15 protein-coding genes are annotated in these 20,743 nt (G+C 64.2%); 4 read left to right on the forward strand and 11 right to left on the reverse strand.

What is annotated here, in order from left to right; translation table 11 throughout:
- The first annotated feature begins 175 nt into the window (after window positions 1–175).
- A complete protein-coding gene (locus tag SJI03_RS08680) occupies window positions 176–2,449 on the forward strand; it encodes an outer membrane beta-barrel family protein (RefSeq protein WP_322426845.1) in 2,274 nt (757 codons plus the stop codon).
- Here the strand turns inward: SJI03_RS08680 and SJI03_RS08685 are convergent.
- Entirely contained in the window at window positions 2,446–3,489 is a 1,044-nt protein-coding gene (locus SJI03_RS08685) for an SMI1/KNR4 family protein (protein ID WP_322426846.1), read from the reverse strand. The two genes, SJI03_RS08680 and SJI03_RS08685, sit on opposite strands and share 4 nt — an antisense overlap.
- Window positions 3,489–4,463, reverse strand: a complete 975-nt coding sequence (locus tag SJI03_RS08690; RefSeq protein WP_099377424.1) for a thymidylate synthase — start codon at window positions 4,461–4,463, stop codon at window positions 3,489–3,491. Before SJI03_RS08690 ends, SJI03_RS08685 begins: the two co-directional genes overlap by 1 nt.
- A gap of 157 nt (window positions 4,464–4,620) precedes the next feature.
- On the opposite strand from SJI03_RS08690, the gene SJI03_RS08695 reads away from it, so the two are divergent.
- Window positions 4,621–7,386: an EAL domain-containing protein gene (locus SJI03_RS08695; RefSeq protein WP_322426847.1), complete on the forward strand. Its 2,766-nt coding sequence runs from the start codon at window positions 4,621–4,623 to the stop codon at window positions 7,384–7,386.
- A 197-nt stretch (window positions 7,387–7,583) separates the two neighbouring features.
- A complete protein-coding gene (locus SJI03_RS08700) occupies window positions 7,584–9,017 on the forward strand; it encodes an OmpP1/FadL family transporter (RefSeq protein WP_322426848.1) in 1,434 nt (477 codons plus the stop codon).
- An 82-nt stretch (window positions 9,018–9,099) separates the two neighbouring features.
- Here SJI03_RS08700 and SJI03_RS08705 read toward each other — a convergent pair whose 3' ends face one another.
- The 9 genes from SJI03_RS08705 to wrbA are packed head-to-tail and all read right to left on the reverse strand — an operon-like array spanning window position 9,100 to window position 19,298.
- Entirely contained in the window at window positions 9,100–10,191 is a 1,092-nt protein-coding gene (locus tag SJI03_RS08705; RefSeq protein WP_322426849.1) for a threonine aldolase family protein, read from the reverse strand.
- A gap of 10 nt (window positions 10,192–10,201) precedes the next feature.
- On the reverse strand, window positions 10,202–10,876 hold the full coding sequence (gene leuE, locus SJI03_RS08710; RefSeq protein ID WP_322426850.1) for a leucine efflux protein LeuE: 675 nt from the start codon (window positions 10,874–10,876) through the stop codon (window positions 10,202–10,204).
- A gap of 12 nt (window positions 10,877–10,888) precedes the next feature.
- The gene (locus SJI03_RS08715) at window positions 10,889–12,751 is read right to left on the reverse strand and encodes an ABC transporter transmembrane domain-containing protein (protein ID WP_322426851.1); all 1,863 of its coding nucleotides are present in this window, start codon (window positions 12,749–12,751) and stop codon (window positions 10,889–10,891) included.
- A gap of 36 nt (window positions 12,752–12,787) precedes the next feature.
- A complete protein-coding gene (locus SJI03_RS08720; RefSeq protein WP_322426852.1) occupies window positions 12,788–13,864 on the reverse strand; it encodes a carotenoid 1,2-hydratase in 1,077 nt (358 codons plus the stop codon).
- Window positions 13,864–16,455, reverse strand: a complete 2,592-nt coding sequence (locus tag SJI03_RS08725; protein WP_322426853.1) for an FtsX-like permease family protein — start codon at window positions 16,453–16,455, stop codon at window positions 13,864–13,866. The genes SJI03_RS08720 and SJI03_RS08725 overlap by 1 nt, the downstream gene beginning before the upstream one ends.
- Window positions 16,443–16,871, reverse strand: coding sequence for a DUF4124 domain-containing protein (locus SJI03_RS08730; RefSeq protein WP_322426854.1), 429 nt, complete (start codon window positions 16,869–16,871; stop codon window positions 16,443–16,445). Before SJI03_RS08730 ends, SJI03_RS08725 begins: the two co-directional genes overlap by 13 nt.
- Window positions 16,868–18,283, reverse strand: coding sequence for an FAD-binding oxidoreductase (locus tag SJI03_RS08735; protein WP_322426855.1), 1,416 nt, complete (start codon window positions 18,281–18,283; stop codon window positions 16,868–16,870). Before SJI03_RS08735 ends, SJI03_RS08730 begins: the two co-directional genes overlap by 4 nt.
- A complete protein-coding gene (locus SJI03_RS08740) occupies window positions 18,280–18,690 on the reverse strand; it encodes a DUF2069 domain-containing protein (RefSeq protein WP_416208736.1) in 411 nt (136 codons plus the stop codon). The genes SJI03_RS08735 and SJI03_RS08740 overlap by 4 nt, the downstream gene beginning before the upstream one ends.
- On the reverse strand, window positions 18,690–19,298 hold the full coding sequence (gene wrbA / locus SJI03_RS08745) for an NAD(P)H:quinone oxidoreductase (protein WP_099377573.1): 609 nt from the start codon (window positions 19,296–19,298) through the stop codon (window positions 18,690–18,692). Before wrbA ends, SJI03_RS08740 begins: the two co-directional genes overlap by 1 nt.
- 67 nt (window positions 19,299–19,365) lie before the next feature.
- On the opposite strand from wrbA, the gene SJI03_RS08750 reads away from it, so the two are divergent.
- Window positions 19,366–20,742 (forward strand): YihY family inner membrane protein, encoded by a 1,377-nt coding sequence (locus SJI03_RS08750; protein ID WP_099377413.1) that lies wholly within the window; start codon window positions 19,366–19,368, stop codon window positions 20,740–20,742.
- Window position 20,743 lies beyond the last annotated feature (1 nt).

The raw sequence follows: 20,743 nt of genomic DNA on the forward strand, positions 1-20,743 counted from the left end.
TCGGATGAGGCTGTATGACCACAAGTGCGAGAGATTTGTAAATTGAAGTAAATAACAATGGTTCGCATTTGCTTTGCTCCTTGCAATCGTGGCATGCTTTGAATGTGCCCACACATGTGCCCTCACGCTGCGGCGTAGTGCCTCATCCGTAGCGTCTCGATTATTTTTTAAGCAAATGCATAAAATCCTCTTTCACTGTCTGGCGGGCGGCAGCCTGCTCGTCTCCGGCGCCGCCGTCCAGGCGCAAACTGTCACTGGCGATACCGTCGTCAAACCCGCACCAGCCAAGGCGCCCGCCGCTGAATCTACGCCTTCCGTCAGTGTGACGGCCGAACGCCCCACGGGCCGCATCGACCGGCAAGTCTACGACGTCAAGTCCGACGTGGGCAGCAGCAATGGCACGGCGGCCGATGCCTTGAATAATGTGCCGTCCGTCGCCGTCGACCCCGATGGCAGCGTGTCCCTGCGCGGCAGCAGCAATGTGCAGATATTGATCGATGGCAAGCCGTCAGCCATGCTGCAGGGCGATTCGCGCGGCGCTACCCTGAACGCCATGGCGGCCGACGATATCGAGTCCGTGGAAGTGATCAACAATCCCGGCGCCCAGTTCGGCAACGAAGCCGGTGGCGGTCCCATCCTGAACCTGGTGATGCGGCGCAACCGCAAGCCGGGCGGCTTTGCCACCGTCAAAGCGAATACCGGTATCGCGGGGCGCTACAACAGTGCCGTGTCCGGCACCTACAACGAAGGTCCGTGGGGCTACCAGGGCGGCATCAATGTGCGCCATGACGGCCGCAATTCCGTGGGCGAGGTCAGCCGCGAACGCCTGGAACGCGACACGGGCGCTTTCGCCCCCAGCAGCCAGCAATCCAGCAACAATGGCTTGAATGACTCGCTGGGCTTGCACGGCACCGTCAATTACAATCTGAACGCCAATGACACGCTGGCCGCCAGCGTGTCATATAACGGGCGCAGCAACGACCAGCGCTCGCTCGACCGCTACATCAATGGCGACAGCACGGGCAGCACCATCGGCGACTATGTGCGCAGCACCGTGCGCAACGGCGACAGCCGCAACTACAGCTGGGGCGCGCGCTACGACCACAAGGGAGAATTGCCGGGCGAAACCCTCAAAATCGACTTGCGCGTGTCCTCGTCGACCAACGAGAGCGACAGCGATTACGCCAATACCTACGCGGTGACGCCCGTCAACGCTTTCGACAGCCGCGCGCGCCAGCATAGCGAAACGGGCAACCGCATCGTCGACTTCAGCGGCGACTACGAGCGTCCGCTGGCGGGCGGCACGGCCAAGCTGGGCTACAAGGTGGCTGACAACAAGAGCAGTTTTGACACTTTATATACGGACATCAACCCGGCCAGCCTGGCGGAAACCGTCAACCCCATGCGCAGCAACCGTTTCGAGCTCGACGAGCGCACCATCGCGCTGTACGGCTCCTACCAGATGCGCCTGAACGAACGCTGGGGCGCGCTGGCCGGCCTGCGCGCCGAATACACGGACCTGAACGTGCGCCAGATCACCAGCAGCGTCGAGGCCAGCAACAACTACGTCAATTACATCCCCAGCCTGTTCGCCACCTACAAGGTCAGCGACGAGAGCAATGTGCGCTTCAGCTATGCGCACCGCATCCGCCGCCCGAATGCGGGCGACCTGAACCCGTACGTGGTCTACCGCGACGAGTTCAATGTGTCGGCCGGCAACCCGAAGCTGAAACCGACGCAGACGGATTCGTTCGAGATCGGCTATGAAACGAAAATCGCGGGCCTGGAAAGCAGCTTGCGCGCCTACCACCGGCGCGACACGGACGCCATCGTCGATTACCGCTACTTTATCAGCGACAATGTGCTCTTGACCACGCGGGAAAACGGCGAAGGCAGCCATTCTAGCGGCCTGGAATTCAGCGTCAGCGGCAAGCTGACGCCATCCTTGACCCTGAACACGAGCGGCAACCTGGCGCGCAGCCAGCAAACGAGTTCGGACGACCTGGGCAACCGCAGCACGCGCACGGCGAATGCCCTGAGCGGCCGCGCGCGCCTCAATTACCAGTTCAACACCGCCAACCAGCTGCAGCTGGCCCTGCAAATGCAAGGCAAGATGCTGTCGGGACAGGGTTATCGCTCGCCGAACAACACCTTGAATGTGAGCTGGCGCCACACGGTGACGCCGCAGCTGAGCCTGGTCATGAATGTGACCGATGTGTTCAGCAGCAACAAGATGGAAACCGTCATCAACAGCGCCTCGCTGCGCGAAACGAGCACGCGGCGCTTCGATGGGCGCATGATTTATGTGGGGCTGTCGTACCGCCTGGGCGGTGCCACGTCGGCGGCGAAAGAGGGGGAGCGTGAACCGCGTTTCGCTCCGCCGGGCGGACGGGGGCCAGGCGGGCCAGGCGGCCCCGGTCCGGGCGGACCGGGAGGCGAAGCAGGCTAGACCGCCAGCGCGATTTCGTTCAGGAAGTCGATGAAATCGTCCGTATGGAGCTCAAAGCGCCATTCGCCCGTGCCATGGGTGGCGCGGTACACGGGCAAGTCGCCGTCGATGCTTCTTTCTTCCAGAGGCACGCAGTACGGGTCGCCGCCCGCATCGGCAATCACCACCAGCTTCGGCAGCCAGCCCGCGATGTTGTGCTGGTGCACGGCATGGACGGAGTAGCCGTGCTGGGCCTTCACCAGCTCGGCCGCGCCGTACAGGTGCAGTCCCTGGGGAAAGCGCTTGCCGTCGACATGCACGCGCAGCGGCGAATACCATTCCAGGAAGCGGCGGTATATCTCCGGCAATACCCAGTGTGCGTCGATGGCGGCCATGTCCTCGGCGCTGGCGAGCGTCAGCCAGTTCGACGGTTGCGCCAGGTCCTGTTCGCGCTGGCGCCGCAGCGCCAGTTGCCGTTCCAGGAAGGCGGCTGCCTTTTCCAGGCGCGACAGCGGCTGGGCCAGCGAGTAATGCCTGGCGGGCGCCTTGTAGCCTGCGCCGTCAGGGTAGCCGTCCGCTTGCCAGCCCAGCACGGCGCTGAGTCGCAGCTGCTCTGCCTTCCAGTGGCCGGGATCGGATGGCAAGCCCTGGTCAAACGGCTGGCGGCTGAACACGGCCAGGCTCTTGATCGCCTTGGCGCGCACGTCCAGGCTGGTGGCGCCGGACGCTGCCAGCGCGACCAGGGGCGCATACGCGTCCACGCCTGTACTTTTCAGCAAGCCATCGACGGCCCAGTACGCCAGTGCGGGCTGCTCCAGTGCCCAGGCGAAAAAGGCCGCATGTTGACTGCCTTCCACCAGGTGCACGATATCGCTCATCAAAAAACTGCGCCAGTGCAGCAGTTGCCCATCGCGCGCATACGCCGTCAGAATATCGAGCACGGCCAGGCGGTCGTCCGTGGCATGCTTCTTGATCAGCCGCTCTTTCAGCCGGGCGAACTTGCTGCCATCCGTTTCGTCAAACAGCTTGCGGTGCAGGGCGGCGAGTGCTGTGACCGCCATCAGACGGCCATCGCCGCCTTGATGGGCGCATGGTGTTCATAGCCTTCCAGCGAGAAATCCGACGGTTCGATCTTTTCCAGCCATTCCGGCTCGTACTTGCCCGTTTTTGCGTAGTCGGGCACGCGGTCGGAAATGACGAAGCGCGGCGCCGGGAAGGGCGTGCGCTTCAATTGTTCTTCCACCATGTCGAGGTGGTTTTCATAGATGTGTGCGTCGCCGATGAAATACGTGAACCAGCGCGGCGTGTAGCCCGTCAGGCGCGCCACCAGGTGCAGCAGGGCGGCGCCTTCGGCGATGTTGAACGGCGTGCCCAGGCCGATATCGTTGCTGCGCACATATAAACACAGCGAGATTTCGCGCGTGCTGGCATTCGGGATGAACTGGTACAGCAAGTGGCAGGCGGGCAGGGCGACGGCGTCCAGCACGGCCGGGTTCCAGCCGTGGAACAGGATGCGCCGGCTGCCCGGGTTCGTCATGATGGTGTCCAGGCATTCGCGCAACTGGTCGACGGCCTTGTACAGCAGCACTTTTTGCACGCCGTCTTCGGCGATGGGGGCGATCAAGGTAAAACCATTGGCTTGTGCGTCGGCAATTTGCGCTGGCTGGTCGGCGTCGAGCAGCTTGTACGCGGGCCACTGGCGCCATTGCACGCCGTACACGGGGCCGAGGTCATCCTCGCCTTCGCGGTAGGGGTTGGCCAGCCATTGCGCGTTTTCATTGGCGTTCTGGTCCCAGACCTTGCAGCCGAGCGCGCGGAACTCGGCCGCGTTGCGCGAGGCGCGCAGGAAGGCGCACAATTCGCCGATCACGGATTTGAAAGCCAGTTTCTTGGTCGTCACGGCAGGGAAGTTGCCGTTGGCCAAGTCGAAACGCATCATGGCGCCCGGCACGCTCAGGGTGCGGATGCCCGTGCGGTTGTCTTGCCAGCTGCCCGTTTCGAGCACGGTCTTGATCAAATCTTGATATTGCTGCATGTATTTCTCCAACGGTAAGGATGGTGATTGTAACGCAGGCGCGACAGGCGGGCCGCGGCCCACACACATAATTACGCTGCTGCCTTACCTGCAAACATGACTCTGTGGTAATTTGTGTGTCCTTAAAGAAATACATAGAAACGGCAGATGCTGCACCATGTTCTTGCGACAATTTGTAAATAATAATAACGCCGCCGTGGTGGAGATGAGCAGGGCCGATTTTCTCAAGGCTAATCTGCGCCTGATCCTGGCCTGGCCCTTGCTGGGCCTGGTCCTGTGCGCGGTGCTGTGGACGGCCACCTTGCTGCAACTGGAGGCGGAAAAGAAGGTGGCGCAGCAGCAGGCGCTCGACAGCGTGTCTTCGTTGTCGAAAGCGTATGGCCAGTATCTGCTGCGCACCCTGGAGCAGATGGACCAGCTGACCTTGCAGCTCAAGTACGAGTGGGAAAACTCGCGCGGCCAGTTGCGTCTCGACCAATTGAAGACGCAGGGCATGTATGCCTTGCCGCAATTTGCCATCGTCGCCATCCTCGACCGCAAGGGCCATCCCGTGACGGCCACGGCGCCGCTGCAGCGCCTGCGCGTCAACGAGCGCAGCGATTTCCTGTTGCGCCACTGGCGCAGCAATTCCAGCGCGCTGCGCATTGCGCTGGGGCGGGCCAGTGCGGCCAACGCGCCCAATGCAGGCAGCGAGGCCACGGCGCCCGACGACAGCCTCGTGCATTTCACGCGCCGGCTGGAAGACGAGGATGGCAATTTCGACGGCGTGTTGCTGATTTCTCTTCATTCCAGCTATTTTTCCGAATTCTATAACAGTGTCAATTTTGGCAAGTTCGGCATGTCCGCCATGGTGGGCGAGGAGGGCGAGCTGTTCAGCACGCGCCTCGGCTCGCGCGTGCTGCCGACCCAGAACGCCCAAGGCACGCCGTTTCTCGACACCAGCTTCCTGGAAACGGAGAGCGGCGCCCTGCATTCGGGCGGCCGAATCGCTTTTTCCGACAAGCAAAATCGCTATGTGGGCTGGCAGGCGCTGAAAGCCTATCCGTTTACGGCCGTGGTCGGACTGTCGGATGGCGAAATGCTGCATCCCTACGAGGAAACGCGCACGATTTATCTCGGCATCGCCCTGGCCGTCACCTTGCTGCTGCTGGCTTTTGCCGCCGTCGCCACCGTGCTGTCGCTGCGCCTGGCGTGGCGCCACCACCAGTCCGAAGGCGTGCGCAATGCCTACCGCATGGCCACCGAAGGCACGAGCGACGGCTTTTATATCATCGCCGCCCTGCGCGGCACGGATGGCAGCATCCTCGATTTCGAGATCGTCGATTGCAACGAGCCGGGCGCCGGCTACTTTGGCGTGCGCCGCGAACAGCTGCTGGGCATGCGCCTGCAGTCGCGCGCCCACGAGCCGTATTTCCGCGACCTGATCCATAATTACCGGGCTGCCATGGTCTCCGGTTTTTCCGAGGAAGAAATCGAGTTGCCGGAAGGTAACCCGTTCAAGCTGCGCTGGATACGCCGGCGCCTGGTGCGCAGCGGCGACCGCCTGGCCGTCACCCTGCAGGACATCAGCACGGCCAAGGAGCACGAGCGCGACTTGCGCCGCCTGGCCAATGAAGATGGCTTGACGGGCTTGCCCAACCGCTACTGGCTGCAGCAATTCCTGCCCGGCGCCCTGGGGCGCGCCGCCATTGCGCGGCACATGCTGGCGCTGCTGTTCATCGACCTGGACGGCTTCAAGGATATCAACGATACGCAGGGCCACGCCGAGGGAGACAAGGTGCTGCGCGCCGCCTCCTTGCGCCTGAAGGCCGTGCTGCGGCCGGGCGACCACGTGGTGCGCCTCGGTGGCGATGAATTCGTCGTCGTGCTCGACCCGGTGGAAGACGACAGCCGCGCCGAACAGGTGGCGCAGCGCATCGCCATCGCCTTCGACGAACCGTTTTACCTGGGCAGCGAACGCCACAAGATGGGCGCCTCGATCGGCATCAGCCTGTATCCGCGCGATGGCGCCGAGACGGAAGTGTTGTTGAAGAACGCCGATATCGCCATGTATGCCGTGAAAGTGGCGGGCAAGGGCCATCACCGCTTCTTCCAGCCGGAGTTGTTCGAGACCATCCGCAACCGCCGCGAACTCGAGCAAAGCCTGGTGGCGGCGCTGGAGCAGGATCAGTTCCTCGTCGTCTACCAGCCGCGCGTCGACGCCATGAGCGGGCAGCTGTGCAGCATGGAGGCGCTGGTGCGCTGGCACCATCCGCAGCACGGCATGGTGCCGCCGCTGGAATTCATCCCCGTGGCCGAGAGCAGCGGCCTGATTTCGCAGCTGGGCGAAGTCGTCATCGAAAAGGTGTGCCTGCAGATGGCGCGCTGGCAGGCGAGCGGGCTGGAACTGGTGCCCGTCTCCATCAACGTCTCGGCGCGCCAGTTCGGCCGCGGCGACGTGCACCAGGTGCTGGCGTCCGCCCTGACGCGCCACCGCATCGATGCGCGGCTGATCGAGGTGGAAATCACGGAATCGGCCATGATGGATGAACAGAACCGCGCCGTGGAGCAGCTGTCTGCCATCCGCGCGCTGGGCGTGCGCCTGCTGGTCGACGATTTCGGCACGGGATACTCGTCGCTGTCGCAGCTGCAGAAGTTCGCCATGGATGGCTTGAAGATCGACCGCGCCTTCACCATGGAGCTGGGCCGCTCGGAGCAGGGCGAAGTGTTCGTGCGCGCCATCCTGTCGATGGCGCATGCGCTGGGCATGAGCGTGGTGGCTGAAGGGGTGGAGACGCGCGAGCAGCTCGACATCCTGCGCGCGCTGCAATGCAACGAGGTGCAGGGCTATTTCATTTCGCGTCCCGTACCCGCCGAACAGATGCTGTCGCTGATGCATCAGCGCTTTCTGATACCGCTTCCAGCCCCGGCGCTGGCGCTGTAGAACGTCGCGACTGGCGAGGAAAACAACGCCGTTTCAATAAAAGAGCGAACGTTCGCTTTTTTCTAAAAAATATTATATGCTTCGCTCATGCCGTCAGTGAATTGGAGTTCACGGCGGCAAGAAAAGTGCAAGACGGGGCAGCTTGAGACGCCCGCGATAGTGTGCCGAAGACCTTCATATAATAAAGAGAGACCAACTTGAAACATAAATATCTGCCCCTCCTGATCGTTGCCGCGTTCGCCGGCATTTCCTCCACCGCACAAGCATCGGGCTACCGTTTCGGTTCGCAAAGCGTGTCCGCCCAGGGCACGGCTGATGCCAGCGGCGCCGAAGCGGCCGACGCTTCGACCATTTTCTACAACCCGGCCGGCCTGTCGCGCCTGGAAGGCACGCAGTTCATGGGCGGCGGCACCCTGGTGGTACCGCATTCGACCTATGAAGACACGGGTTCGAAGACTTTCACCGGCCGCACGCCGGGCGGCACGACCAAGGACTACGCGCCGGACGCCGTCTTCGCACCAGCCCTGTATGCCAGCAAGAAGGTCAATGACCAATGGACCGTCGGCATGGGCCTGTTCGTGCCATACGGCGCCAAGCTCGATTACGGCAATGACTGGAGCGGCCGCTATGCGATCACCAACATCAAGCTCGAAGCCATCGCCCTGAATCCTTCTGTTTCCTTCAAGGTCAATGAACACCACTCCTTCGGTTTCGGCGTCACCGCTGAACACATGAAGGCGGAACTGGGCCAGGCAGTCGACGTGCCGGGTTCCGTGGCCTTCCTGGCCCAGCACGCGCCAGCCGCGTCGACAGCCTTCCTGACCAATATCGCCAAAACGCAGGGCCAGGCCGCCGCGCAGGCAGCTGGCGCCGCACTGAAGGGCGCCAAGGATGGCCATGCCTCGATGGATGGCGATGACTGGGGCTTCGGCTTCAATCTGGGTTATCTGTACCAGATGAATGAAGGTACGCGTTTCGGTATTTCCTACCGTTCGTCGATTTCGCACAAGCTGAAAGGCGACACGATCTGGGACTTCTCGCAAGTGTCGAACAATGCCGCCGTGAATGGCTTCATCAGCGCCGCATCGGGCAAGGTCAACTCCAAGGCGCTGGTTGAAGTGCGCACGCCGGAAACCCTGTCGGTCAATGCCTTCCATCAGATGGATGACAAGTGGGCCCTGATGGGGGACGTCACCTGGACCCGCACTTCGCGCCTGGAGAACCTGGATATCCAGTTCCCGCCGACGGCCGAAGGCCCGGAGCGCATCCGCCAGCAGTGGAAGAACACCTACCGCGTATCGCTGGGCACCAACTACAAGTACAGCGAAAACCTGCTGCTGCGCGCCGGTATCGCGCATGACCAGGCGCCAGTGCGCAGCGCCGAGCTGCGCCATCCAGCCTTGCCGGACAGCGACCGCATGCAGTACTCGATCGGCGCGAACTGGAAGCTGAACGCCAATTCCTCGCTCGACCTGGCTTACAGCTATATCGACTTCAAGGATGCCACTGTCAACTACAAGAATGACTGCTCGCCGGTGACCCCTGGCTGCACCGGCAACGGTGAAACCACCAAGGGCCTGTTCAAGACCCGCATGCAGTTGATCGGTCTCGCTTATAACTACAAGTTCTAAGCAGGTAGTGGCGGCCGACCCGGCCGCCATGAAATGAAAAAAGCGCCTTCGGGCGCTTTTTTTTTGGTGTCACGATTGTCGATCAAGCCCTGGCGTGCATGGCCTGATCCAGCAGGCTCAAGGCATGCCGCACGGTGTCGTCCGGCATTTCCAGCAACTGGTCTCCCACATACCATTCCACCACGCTGTGCCCGGGGAGTGCTGCGTGGCTGGCGCGGCTGAACAGCCAGATGCCGTGGTCGGCGGCCACCTGGTTGCGGATGGCAATGGCCCGCTCGCGCGAGACGGGCAAGTGCAGATGCAGCATGTTGGCCTGCGGCTGGGCCGGATTGACGGCTATTGACGGGAAGTCGCGCAGCAGTGCGTACAGCCACTGGGTGCGTGCAAAATACTGCGGCATGGCGGCGATGCGCGCGTCGAACTGCATGGCGGCGGCTACCACGTAGGGCGTGCGGTGCACGATGTTGCCGCCCTGGCGGCGGAACCATTCGCGCGCCCGTTCGACAAAGCCGCGGCTGCCGGCCAGCATGGCGCCACCGAGGCCGCCGATGCCCTTGTACAGCGACACATACACGGAATCAAAACCATCGCAGATGGCGGGCAGGGGTTGCTTGAAACCCGCTTGCGCTTCCCACAGGCGCGCGCCATCCATGTGCAGGTGAATATTGTGCTCGCGGCAGTGCCGCTTGATCTGGCTCAAGTCTTCCCACGATGGGCACTGGCCGCCGATTTCGCGCATCGGCAGTTCAAGCTGCACGGCGCCCAGCGCATCGGGCACGGCGCGCAAGTCGTCCACCGTCCACGGACGGTGCGGGTCGCCGAGCATCAAGCCCTTGAAGTGATCGAGCAATTCATGGTTGCCCCGCTCGTGGCGCAGGATGTGCGAAGTGGGATGCAACGCCACCAGGCGCGAACCCCGGTCCTGGCACGCCAGGCGCAGGGCGGTGACCTGCGTCATGGTGCCCGTGATGCAGAACGCGGCCGCCTCGAAGCCGAGCAGGCTGGCGATCTTGTTCTCGAACTGTTCGATCAGCGCGCCTTCGCCATAGGTGTCGTGCGCAACATGGTTGGCGTCGCACCAGGCGGCCATGGCGGCGAAGGTGGCTGCTGGCGTGGGCTGCCGGTGGCCCGGCAGGACGGTATGGCAGCGCTGGCGCAGCTCAAGTTCGTTCACGGTGTTTTCCTTACAGTGTGGCCGTGGCCAGTTTCGCGCCGAAGCCGATGAACATGGCGCCGACGCCGCCGCCCATGCCGGCCGACAGGCGGCGACGGCGGCGGAAGGTCTCGGCCAGGCGGGCGCCGACAAAGATGATGGCCGTCAGATAGGTAAAGCTGATCACCTGGCAGATCAGGCCCAGGCCGATGAAGGACAGCACAGGGTTAGGGAAGGCCGGATCGACGAACTGGATGAAGAAGGAAATGAAGAACAAAATGGCTTTCGGGTTCATCAGGCTGATGATCAGGGCCTTGCGGAACGGGTCGCTTTCCTTGACGGGGGCAGGTACGGCTGCCGCTTCACCGTCGGCCGGTACGGGCGCGCGTAGCTTGCGCCAGCAACCGATCAGCATTTGCAGGCCGATCCAGCCCAGGTAGGCCGCGCCGATGTATTTCACCACGTAGAACAGGGCCGGGCTGGCTTTCAGCAGCGAGGCCACGCCGCAGGCCGACAGCACCATCAAAATCAGGTCGCCGGCGAAGATGCCGAAGGCGCCCTGATAGGCGGGGCGCACGCCGCGCTGGGCGGCGACCGACAGCACATACATGGAATTGGGGCCGGGCAGGATGACGATGAAGATCGTTCCCAATAAGAAGGTCCAGAAATCGGTGATGCCCAGGTTGGCGTGGAATAAGGCGTTCATGGCGAGTCGTGTTTAGTTGAGTTGTACGTGATGAAATTGCAGGGCAGCCAGGTTGGCGTAAATGCCACCCAGGGCCACGAGCGACGCATGCGTGCCCGTCTCGACGATCTTGCCGTCTTCCATGACGATGATGCGGTCGGCCCGTTGCACTGTCGCCAGGCGGTGCGCGATGATGACGGTGGTGCGGCCCACCATGGCCGCTTCCAGCGCCTTTTGCACCAGGCGTTCCGATTCCGCATCCAGTGCGCTGGTGGCTTCATCGAGCAGCAGCAGCGGCGGGTTTTTCAGCAGGGCGCGGGCGATGGCGATGCGCTGGCGCTGGCCGCCGGACAGGCGCACGCCGCGTTCGCCGAGGAAGGATTTGTAACCGTTGGGCAGGCGCTCGATGAATTCGTGGGCTGCCGCCATTTTCGCGGCCGCGATCACTTCCTCGTCGCTGGCGCCGGCACGGCCGTAGCGGATGTTTTCCATGGCGTCGGCCGAGAAGATCACGGTATCTTGCGGCACGATGCCGATGGCGTCGCGCAGGGTATGCAGTTCCAGTTGCTTGATATCGACGCCATCGAGGCGGATGCTGCCGCTTTGCGGGTCATAGAAGCGCAGGAATAGCTGGAACAGGGTGGTCTTGCCAGCGCCGGAAGGGCCGACGACGGCCACCGTTTCGCCGGCGCGGATGTCGAGGCTGACGTGATCGAGCGCGTGGGTGTCCGGGCGCGACGGGTACGAGAACATGACATCGTCCAGCGACAGCGCGGCGCCAGTGGCGGCGCGCGCGGGCAGCGGTAGCGGCGTGACAGGCGATTCGATTTCCGATTTGACGGCCATCAGTTCCAGCAGGCGCTCGGTGGCGCCGGCGGCGCGCTGCGCTTCGCCCATCACTTCCGACAAGGCGCCGATGGCGCCGGCCACGATGGACGCGTACAGGATGAACTGACCCAGATCTCCGCCCGTCATCGAGCCTTCCAGCACGGCGCGCGCGCCCAGCCACAGTACGAAGACGATGGTGCCGAAGACCAGCAAAATCGCGATCATGGTGAGCAAGGCGCGGGCGCGGATGCGGCGCATGGCCGTCATGAAGGCGCCTTCGACGGAGTCGCCAAAGCGTGTCGATTCGATTTTTTCGTGCGTAAACGCCTGCACGGTGGGCATGGCGTTGAGGATTTCACCGGCCATGGCCGAGGCGTCGGCGATGCGGTCCTGCGAGTCGCGCGACAGCTTGCGCACGCGGCGGCCAAACACGATGATGGGCACGACGACGAGAATCAAGAGGCCGATGATGATGCCGGCCAGCTTGGCGCTGGTGACGAACAGCATCACCAGGCCACCCAGGAACAACAGCACATTGCGCAGCGCCATCGAGATGCTGGTGCCGACGACGGCCTGTATCAGGGTCGTGTCGGTGGTGATGCGCGACAGGACTTCGCCCGTCTGCGTGGTTTCAAAGAATTCCGGGCTTTGCGTGACGACATGGCGGTACACGGCGCTGCGGATGTCGGCCGTGACTCTTTCGCCCAGCCACGATACCGTATAAAAGCGCGCCGCCGTGGCCAGCGCCAGGATGGACGCCACGCCGAACAGGGCGAGGAAGACCAGGTCGACGTGCTGGATGCTGCTCGAGCCTGCAGCGCCGCCGAAACCGAGGTCGATCATCTGCTTGAAGGCGGCGGGAATGGCCAGGGTCGAGGCGGCGGCCACCACCAGCGCGATACCGGCCAGGAAGAACTGCTTGCGGTACGGCGTCAGAAAGGGCATCAAACCCTTGAAGGCGGCCAGGCTGCCTTTTTTCAGTTCGCGGCTGGTGCCGGTGTCGGGAGTCGGTGCGGTGCTTGCGGCGGTTGCTGTACTCGTACTGCCTGTTTCTGTGCTGGTTGTCATTGTTTTTCGCTTAGTATTTACTGTATTTTGTACTGCTTATAACTTCATCGGCTGCACGTAGCCCGTCATTTCCAGGTAGGCGCGGCCGACCGGCTGGCCGTCGCGCTCCACCGTCACGGCGCCTTCCCAGTACACGGCGCCCGTCGAGCGGCGCGAATCGAGTTCCTGGTCCGGCTGCAAAGGCTTGATGTGCCAGCGCGTGGCGCCCGTGCGGATCTCGGTGGCGACCGGGTATTCGGCCTGCGTGCGGGGCGAGCGCCACAGCTGCGTGGGCGTGAAATCGACGTCGCCGGGCGCGAACTGCGTCATCTTACCGGACGCATCGCGCCATGTCGCGTGCGCCCATAGTTTAGCACCTGTCTTGCTGCGGATCTGGAAGGCCATCAGGGCGCCGCCGTCGTCGAGGTTGGCGCCTATCCAGTTCCAGCCGCTGGCGTCCGCATCGAGCACCTGGCTGGACCACTCGTGATCGAGCCAGGTGGTGCCCGTCACGGCTTCCGGCTTGCCGCCCGCGCGCGCGATCGTGCCGCGGGTGGCAAGCTGCGGCTCGCTGTAGTAGTAACTCGATTGCGCGGGCCGCGCGCCCTTGCGCGAGTAGCCGCCTTCGCCCTGCAGCAGCACGGGCTGCGTAGGGGCGAGGGTCAGCTGCAAGTTGAATTCGCGCGCGGCCAGGCTGACCCGGTAGCTGCCGTCCGCCTGCCGCTGCATGCGCCAGTCATCGAGCTTCACGTCCGTGTTGCCCACCTTGGCGTAGGCCAGGCCGAAGCCCTCGCGCGCGCTTTTCTCGTCGTGCAGCAGCTTGCCCACCTTCGGGTCGGACAGGGCCGCATGGCCGATGATCAGCTGCTTGGGCGCAAAGGCGCTGGGGTTGTCCGCATCGGTGGCCGTGGCGCTGCGAAAGAAGGTCACCTGGTAGCCCAGTTGCTCGCCGCCGGCGGTTTTTACCCAGCCCGTGGCGTACCACCATTCCGTTTTGTACGCGGGATGGGCGCCGAAGTCGTGCGGCAGGCGCAGGGTCTGGCCGGCCGGCAGCGGCGTGACGGGGGCGAAGGCGGGCGGCGCGGCGATGGCGGCGGCGCTGCAGAACGCGAGTAAAAGAGTCAAACGACGCATTACCAGTCCTCCCTGACGGCGCGGATGGGGCCAGCGGACAGGGCTTGGCGGCCCGCGATGAGGGCTGTGAGGGCGGCCGCCGTCAACAGGGCTGCTGCCACGGTGGCGATCAAGGGCCACGGCAGGTGCAGCTGCATGGTCCAGTGGAACGATTGCGGATTGACGATGAAGACGAGCACAAAGCTGATCAACAGGCCGAGGATAAAACCGGTGGCGATGCCCAGCGCCGTCAGCGCGCCGCCTTCGAGCGCCAGGATGGACAAGATCTGCCCGCGCGTCACGCCCACGTGGCGCAGCATGCCGAATTCGCGGGCGCGCGCCAGGGTTTGCGCCGAGAACGTGGCCGCCACGCCGAACAGGCCGATGACGATGGCGATGGCTTCCAGCAGATACGTGACGGCGAAGCTGCGGTCGAAAATCTGCAGGCTCAGGGCGCGGATGGTCGAAGGATTCGACACTTCCAGGCTGGCGCCAAACGGCAGCGCTTTCAGGCGTTGCTGCAGCGCGTCGCCCGTGGCATCCTTGGCCAGCCACAGGGCCGCATCGCTGACATCGAGGTCGCCCGTCAGCGCGCGGTAGTCGTCCAGCGGCATCTGGATGGCGCCGGACGAGCGCGCGTAGTCGCGCCAGATGCCGGCGACAAAGAAGGTGTGCAGGCCGCCCGCCAGCGGCAGGGCGATCTGCTGGCCCGGTTTGACGTTGTACAGGTCGGCCGCCGCTTCGGACAGCCAGACTGGTTTCGCGCCCGCTGGCACGGGCAGCGTGTCGCCCACCAGCACCATGCTCTTGCCCGGATCGGCCAGGTTGACGGGGCGCGCCAGCAGCGCCACGTTCGGGCGGTCAGGCGCCAGCGACAGCGAACGCACGCGCTGGAAATCCACCCTGGCCACCTCGGGCAGGGCGGTGATGCTGGCCTGTTCGCGCGGATTCAAGCCTGCCGTGCCAGCGCTGGCGGTCGTGCGCGCATACACGTCGGCCGGCAAGATCTGCAGCAGCCAGTCGTCGACGGAAACGCGGAAACTCGACACCATGATGGCCATTGCCACCATCAGGCTAAAGCTCGACAGCACGCCACCGAGGGCGATGCCGGCCTGGCCCGAGGCGTTCGCCAGGCGGGCCAGGGTCAGGCTGCGCACGGGCGCGTGCGCGCTGGTGTCTATGCGCAGCCAGGCGCGCTGCAGGCAGCGGAAGACGACGGCGGCCAGCTGCGGCATCAGGGCGATGGCGCCGATCAGCAGCAGGGCGATGGACAAGTAGCCGAACAGGGGCAGCTCGAACACGGGCGGCAGGAGTGTCAATGCACCGGCCAGCAGCAGACAAGCCAGCGCGGGCCACGTCTTGGCCAGGCGCGTCGTCACCACTTCTTCGCTGCCCGATTTCAGGGCGATGGCGGGGGCCGCGCGCGCCGCTTCCAGCGCGGGCGCGGCGCAACCCAGCAAGGCGACACCGAGGCCCAGGGCAAAATACACGAAGGCGGCGACGGGCGTGAACTGCACCTGCGGCTGCACGCCCGCGAAATAGCCTGCGCCCAGGTCGCCGCCGAAGAAGCGCAGGGCGACGGCCGCCATGACATAACCGCCGGCGATGCCCAGCGCCGCGCCGATGATACCGAGGCTGGCGCCTTCCAGTAGCACCTGGCGCAGCAGTGTGCCCCGTTCCATGCCCAGCACGCGCAGCAGCGCGAACTGTCCGCGGCGGCGGATGACGGACAGCGCCTGCGTGGAAAAGACCAAAAAGGCGCCTGTGAACAGGGCGACGAGGGCCAGCACCGTCAGGTTGACCCTGTAGGCGCGGCTGAGGTTATTGTTGCGGCTATTCTGGTTTTCGTCATTCGGCTGGCCCACCTGGAAACGGCCCGGATACTGCGCTTCCAGTGTGCGCGCGAGATCCGCCTGGAAGGCGTCGCGGTTCACGCCCTGGCGCAGTTTCAAGTCGATGCGCGACAGCTTGCCCAGTTTGTTGAAGCGCCACTGCGCCGCGCCGATATCCATCACGGCGATGCGCTGGCCGGCGCGCGCCCGCTGCAGCGAACCGGCCACGCGCAGCGCTACCGTGCCCGTGCCCGATTGCAGGGCCACCTGGCCGCCTTCGGCGACAGCCAGCCAGCGCAAGGCGGCTGGCGACAGAAAGACGGCGTCGTCGGCCAGGGTGTCGAAAGGCAGGCCTTCGGCGGGTGCGCCGATCAGGTCGGGCGAGATGAAGCCGGCGCGAAAGACGTCGAGCGCCAGGATATGCAGCGGGCCGCCGTCCTTCTTCCCGGCCACCGTGGCTTGCAGTTCCAGCACGGGTGAAGCGACGGCCACGCCGTCGCGCTGCGCCAGCCACGGGTAGATGGATTCGTCGAACAGCGCTTCGCGCCCCGCCACCTGCACATCGGCCTGGCCGGACAGGCTTTTGACGGCCGTGGAAAATTCGTTGAAGGCGGCCGCGTTGATCAGATGGATGGCAAAGCCCAGCGACACGCCGATGGCGATGGCGAGGATGGCGACGAGGGCGCGCACGGGATGCGCGCGCCATTCGCCCAGCAGCAGCCAGCGCGACAGCAGGCGCGTGCCCGCGGGATTTGCTGCCGGCGCACTCAATTCAAGCATTCGACGGCCAGGCGTTCGCCGGCGCGCCGCGCTTTCAATTGGGCCGCATCGCGGTTCTTGTCGCCCGCGCCGACGGCGTCCTGCGCCGCCCATTTTTGTTCCAGGCGCAGCTGCGCGCAGTGCTTGTCGCGCGCCTCAAGCTGCTTGGCGGCCCGCTCGCGCGCCTGGTCTTCCAGTTTTTCCTGTTTCTTGCGTGCCGCTTCCAGCTGGCTCGCCACCCGCTCCTGGCGCGTGGCCGCGCCCTTGTCGACGGCAGGCGGCGGTGCGGGCACCTCCAGGATTTGCAGCTGGCCGCCCGTGCATGGCGTGGCGCTATAGCTGGTCTGGCCATCCTTCACGCATTTGTAGACGTCCTGCGCACTGGTGGAACCGGCCAGCAAGGCCATGGCGCAGAGCAGGATGGATGGCGACTTCACAATATCTTCCCCGGATTCATGATGTTCTGCGGGTCCAGCGCCTGCTTCACGGCGCGCATCAGCTGCAGTTCCAGCGGCGATTTATAACGCGCCAGGTCGTCCTTTTTCAGAGCGCCGATACCGTGTTCGGCCGAGATGGAACCACCAAATGCGTGGACCTGGTCGTGCACGATACGGTTGATGGCATCCTGGTTGGCCAGGAAGTCACGGTCCGTCATGCCGGCGGGCGGCGCCACGTTGTAATGCAAGTTGCCGTCACCCAGGTGGCCGAAGCACACGAGCTGGCAGCCGGGGAAGGCCGTTGCCAATGCGGCATCCGTGACGCTGATGAAATCGGCGATGCAGGAAATCGGCAGCGAGATATCGTGCTTGATGTTCTTGCCCGCCTGCGCCTGCGCCAGCGGGATGTGTTCGCGCAGCTGCCATAGTCCCTCGGACTGCGCCACGGAACTGGCGACGACGGCGTCCTCGATCAACTCATCTTCCAGCGCCGCGCCGATGCTCGCTTCCAGCAATTCGACGGCGTGCGCCTCGGACTGGCTGCTCGATAATTCGAGCAGCACATATTGGCCATGCGCCTCGGCGAAAGGACGCGGCAGCTGCGGGAATTGCTCCGCCACCAGTTGCAAACAGTATTGCGACATCAATTCAAAACCCGTCAGGCTGGCGCCGCAATGGTCCTGCATCAGGCTTAATAAACGCAGGGCGTGGGCGGGCGAGGGCATGGCGGCCAGCGCCGTGATGCACGCTTTCGGCTGCGGGTACAGTTTCATCACCGCGCCGGTAATGACCCCCAAGGTGCCTTCGGCGCCGATGTACAGGTCGCGCAAATCGTAGCCGGTATTGTCCTTGCGCAAGCCGCGCAAGCCGCTCCAGATTTCGCCTTGCGGCGTAACCACTTCCAGGCCCAGGCACAGCTCGCGCGTATTGCCGTAGCGCAGCACGGCCGTGCCGCCTGCGTTCGTCGCCAGGTTGCCGCCGATGGTGCAACTGCCCTCGGCCGCCAGCGACAGGGGGAACAGACAGCCGGCGGCGCTGGCCGCTTCCTGGATGGTTTGCAAAATGCAGCCCGCGTCCACCGTGATGGTGCGGTTGACGGGATCGAGCGCGCGGATGCTGTTCAAACGCGCCAGCGACAGCACGACGGCCGTGCCAGCGGCGTCCGGGATGCTGCCCAGGACCAGGCCCGTGTTGCCGCCTTGCGGCACGACGGGAATCTGCCATTGCGCGCAGGCGCGCAGCACGCCGGCCACCTGCTCCACCGTGGCGGGGCGCAGCACGGCCAGGGCCTTGCCCGTAAACCTGTCGCGCCAGTCGGTGAGGAAGGGCGCCGTGTCGGCGTCCAGGGTGAGTACGTAGGCGTCACCGAGCAGGTCGCGGCAGGCGGCGAGAAAATCTGTTTGGTCAGTCATTTCTTGATGCTCACTTTCGTCACTTTTTCCAGCAGTTCCCTGGCCATGCGCTTGGCCGCCTTTTTATACGGGCGCAGATACAGCACGGCGCAGACAAAATAGATGCAGACGATGGCCGCTTCGCCCCAGGCCATCAGGGCCGAGGTGGGGTTCGTGTCGCTGTAGCCGCGCACCACGCCTTCCGTGAAGTACAGCAGGATCACCATCGACGACCATTGCAGGGTGTAGACGTCGCGCTTGATGACGCCGTACAGGGGAATGAGCAGGGGCGCCGCCTTCAGGACGACCCAGGAGCCGCCCGGCTGCAGCGGTGCGACGACGGTTTCCCACAGCACGCACCAGACGATCAGGGTGACGAGGCTGGCGATGGCGCCCCAGTGAAAATATTTGTGCAGTGCGCCGTGCATCATGCGCCTGCCAGTTTCGCGGCGTTTTCCGCCAGGCGCCGGCCCAGGGCGATGGCCAGGCGTTTTTCATCCTCGCTCAAGGCCTTGTCGCCATCGATTCCCGACCAGTGTGTGGCGCCATAAGGCGAGCCGCCAGTCGATGTTGTCATCAGTTCGGGATGCGTGTAGGGCAGGCCCATGACCAGCATGCCGTGGTGGAAAAGGGGGATCATCATCGACAGCAGGGTCGATTCCTGGCCGCCATGCAGGCTGCCCGTGGACGTGAACACGCAGGCGGGCTTGCCGGACAGGCTGCCGGCCAGCCAGTCGCTGGCCGTGCCGTCCCAGAAGTACTTCATGGCGGCGGCCATGTTGCCGAAGCGCGTGGGCGAACCCAGGGCCAGGCCTGCGCACTCCTGCAAGTCTTCCAGTTCCACGTAGGGTGCGCCGTCAAGCGGCACTTCCGGCGCCGTCGCCTCCGTCACCGTCGAGACGGCGGGCACGGTGCGCAGGCGCGCATCGCAGCCCGGCACGCTTTCCACTCCCTGGGCTATCAGCTCGGCCAACTGGCGCGTGGCGCCATGGCGTGAATAAAACAATACGAGAATAATCAGATTGGTTGGCTTCATCATTGGTATTATAGGGCGCTTTACAGCCTGATACGACTGCTGTCATGGCGCCGTTCTGATTTTGCACATGTTTTCAAAATATATATTCCCGTTCTTCCAATACCTGTGGCGCGCCCTGAGCATCGGGCTGGCCGTCGTGCGCGGCCTGACCTGGTCCGAAACGCGCGACCTGCTGCAGTTCGCGCGCCGCCGCGTGCGCGAGGAAAGCCTGCCGCAAGTGGCCGGCAGCCTGACATTCGCCACCGTGTTCGCGCTGGTGCCGCTGCTCACCCTGGCCCTGGCCATCTTCACCACTTTCCCGCTATTCAATACCTTCCGCCATGCGCTGGAAGATTATTTCGTGCAAAGCGTGATGCCCAAGGGCATATCGAACACCATCCTCGATTATCTGACCACGTTCGCCTCGAAGGCCACGCGCCTGTCGGCCATCGGCGCGGGCGCGCTGATCGTCACGTCGGTGGGCATGATGGGCTTGATCGAACGCGTCTTCAACCGCATCTGGCGCGTGCGCCAGGAGCGCCGCTGGACCAAGCGTCTGCTGGTTTACTGGGCCATCGTCACCCTGGGGCCGCTGCTGGTGGGCGTGTCGCTGACGGTGACCTCGCGCCTCTTCATGGCCACCAGCGGCGTGGTGGGCGCCGTGCCATTCCTCGGCGCCGTGTTTTATACCCTGGTGTCGATCGGCCTGACCATGCTGGCGTTTACCTTGCTGTACATCGCCGTGCCGAACCGCGACGTGGACTGGCGCGATGCGGCCTGGGGCGGCTTGCTGGCGGCGCTGGCGTTCGAGGTGGCCAAGCGGGGCTTCGGCGAATTCATCCAGGAATTCCCCACGTATTCGCGCATCTACGGCGCACTGGCCGCCTTGCCGCTGTTCCTCGTATGGATTTACCTGAGCTGGATGATCACCCTGGTGGGCGCCTTGCTGGTGGCAGCCTTGCCCGTCGTGAAATATGAACGCTGGTGGTACGAGGCGGCGCCGGGCAGTGAATTCGTCGACGCGGTCGCCATCCTGAAGGTGCTGCACCAGGCCTGTCACTGCGCCGATTCGGCCCTGGTGGGCGCGGCGGAAATTCGCCGCAGCACGCGCCTGGGCTTCGAAGAGATGGAAACCCTGCTCGACAAGATGGTGCAGCAGGGCTGGGTGGGACGAGTGAACGTGGATGGCGCCGTGCGGGTCCAGTGGGGCAAGCGCGTGGCCGACAGTTCCGACCACTGGGTCTTGCTGGGCAACGTCAGCCGCATCAGCCTGGCCGATGTCTACCGCCTGTTCGTCTTCGGCGGCATGCGCGTGAACTCCGGCTACCCGGCCGGCTCGACGAATGAACGCGACATCAAGGCGGCCGAAGAAGCGGCCGCCCTGGCGGCACAGGTGGAAAACGCCGTGGAGCAGGGGCTGGGCTTGACCTTGGCCCAGCATTTTGGGGACGTGCGCTGCGCCTGAC

It is taken from the genome of Janthinobacterium sp. GMG1, assembly GCF_034427795.1.
Taxonomy (GTDB): domain Bacteria; phylum Pseudomonadota; class Gammaproteobacteria; order Burkholderiales; family Burkholderiaceae_D; genus Janthinobacterium.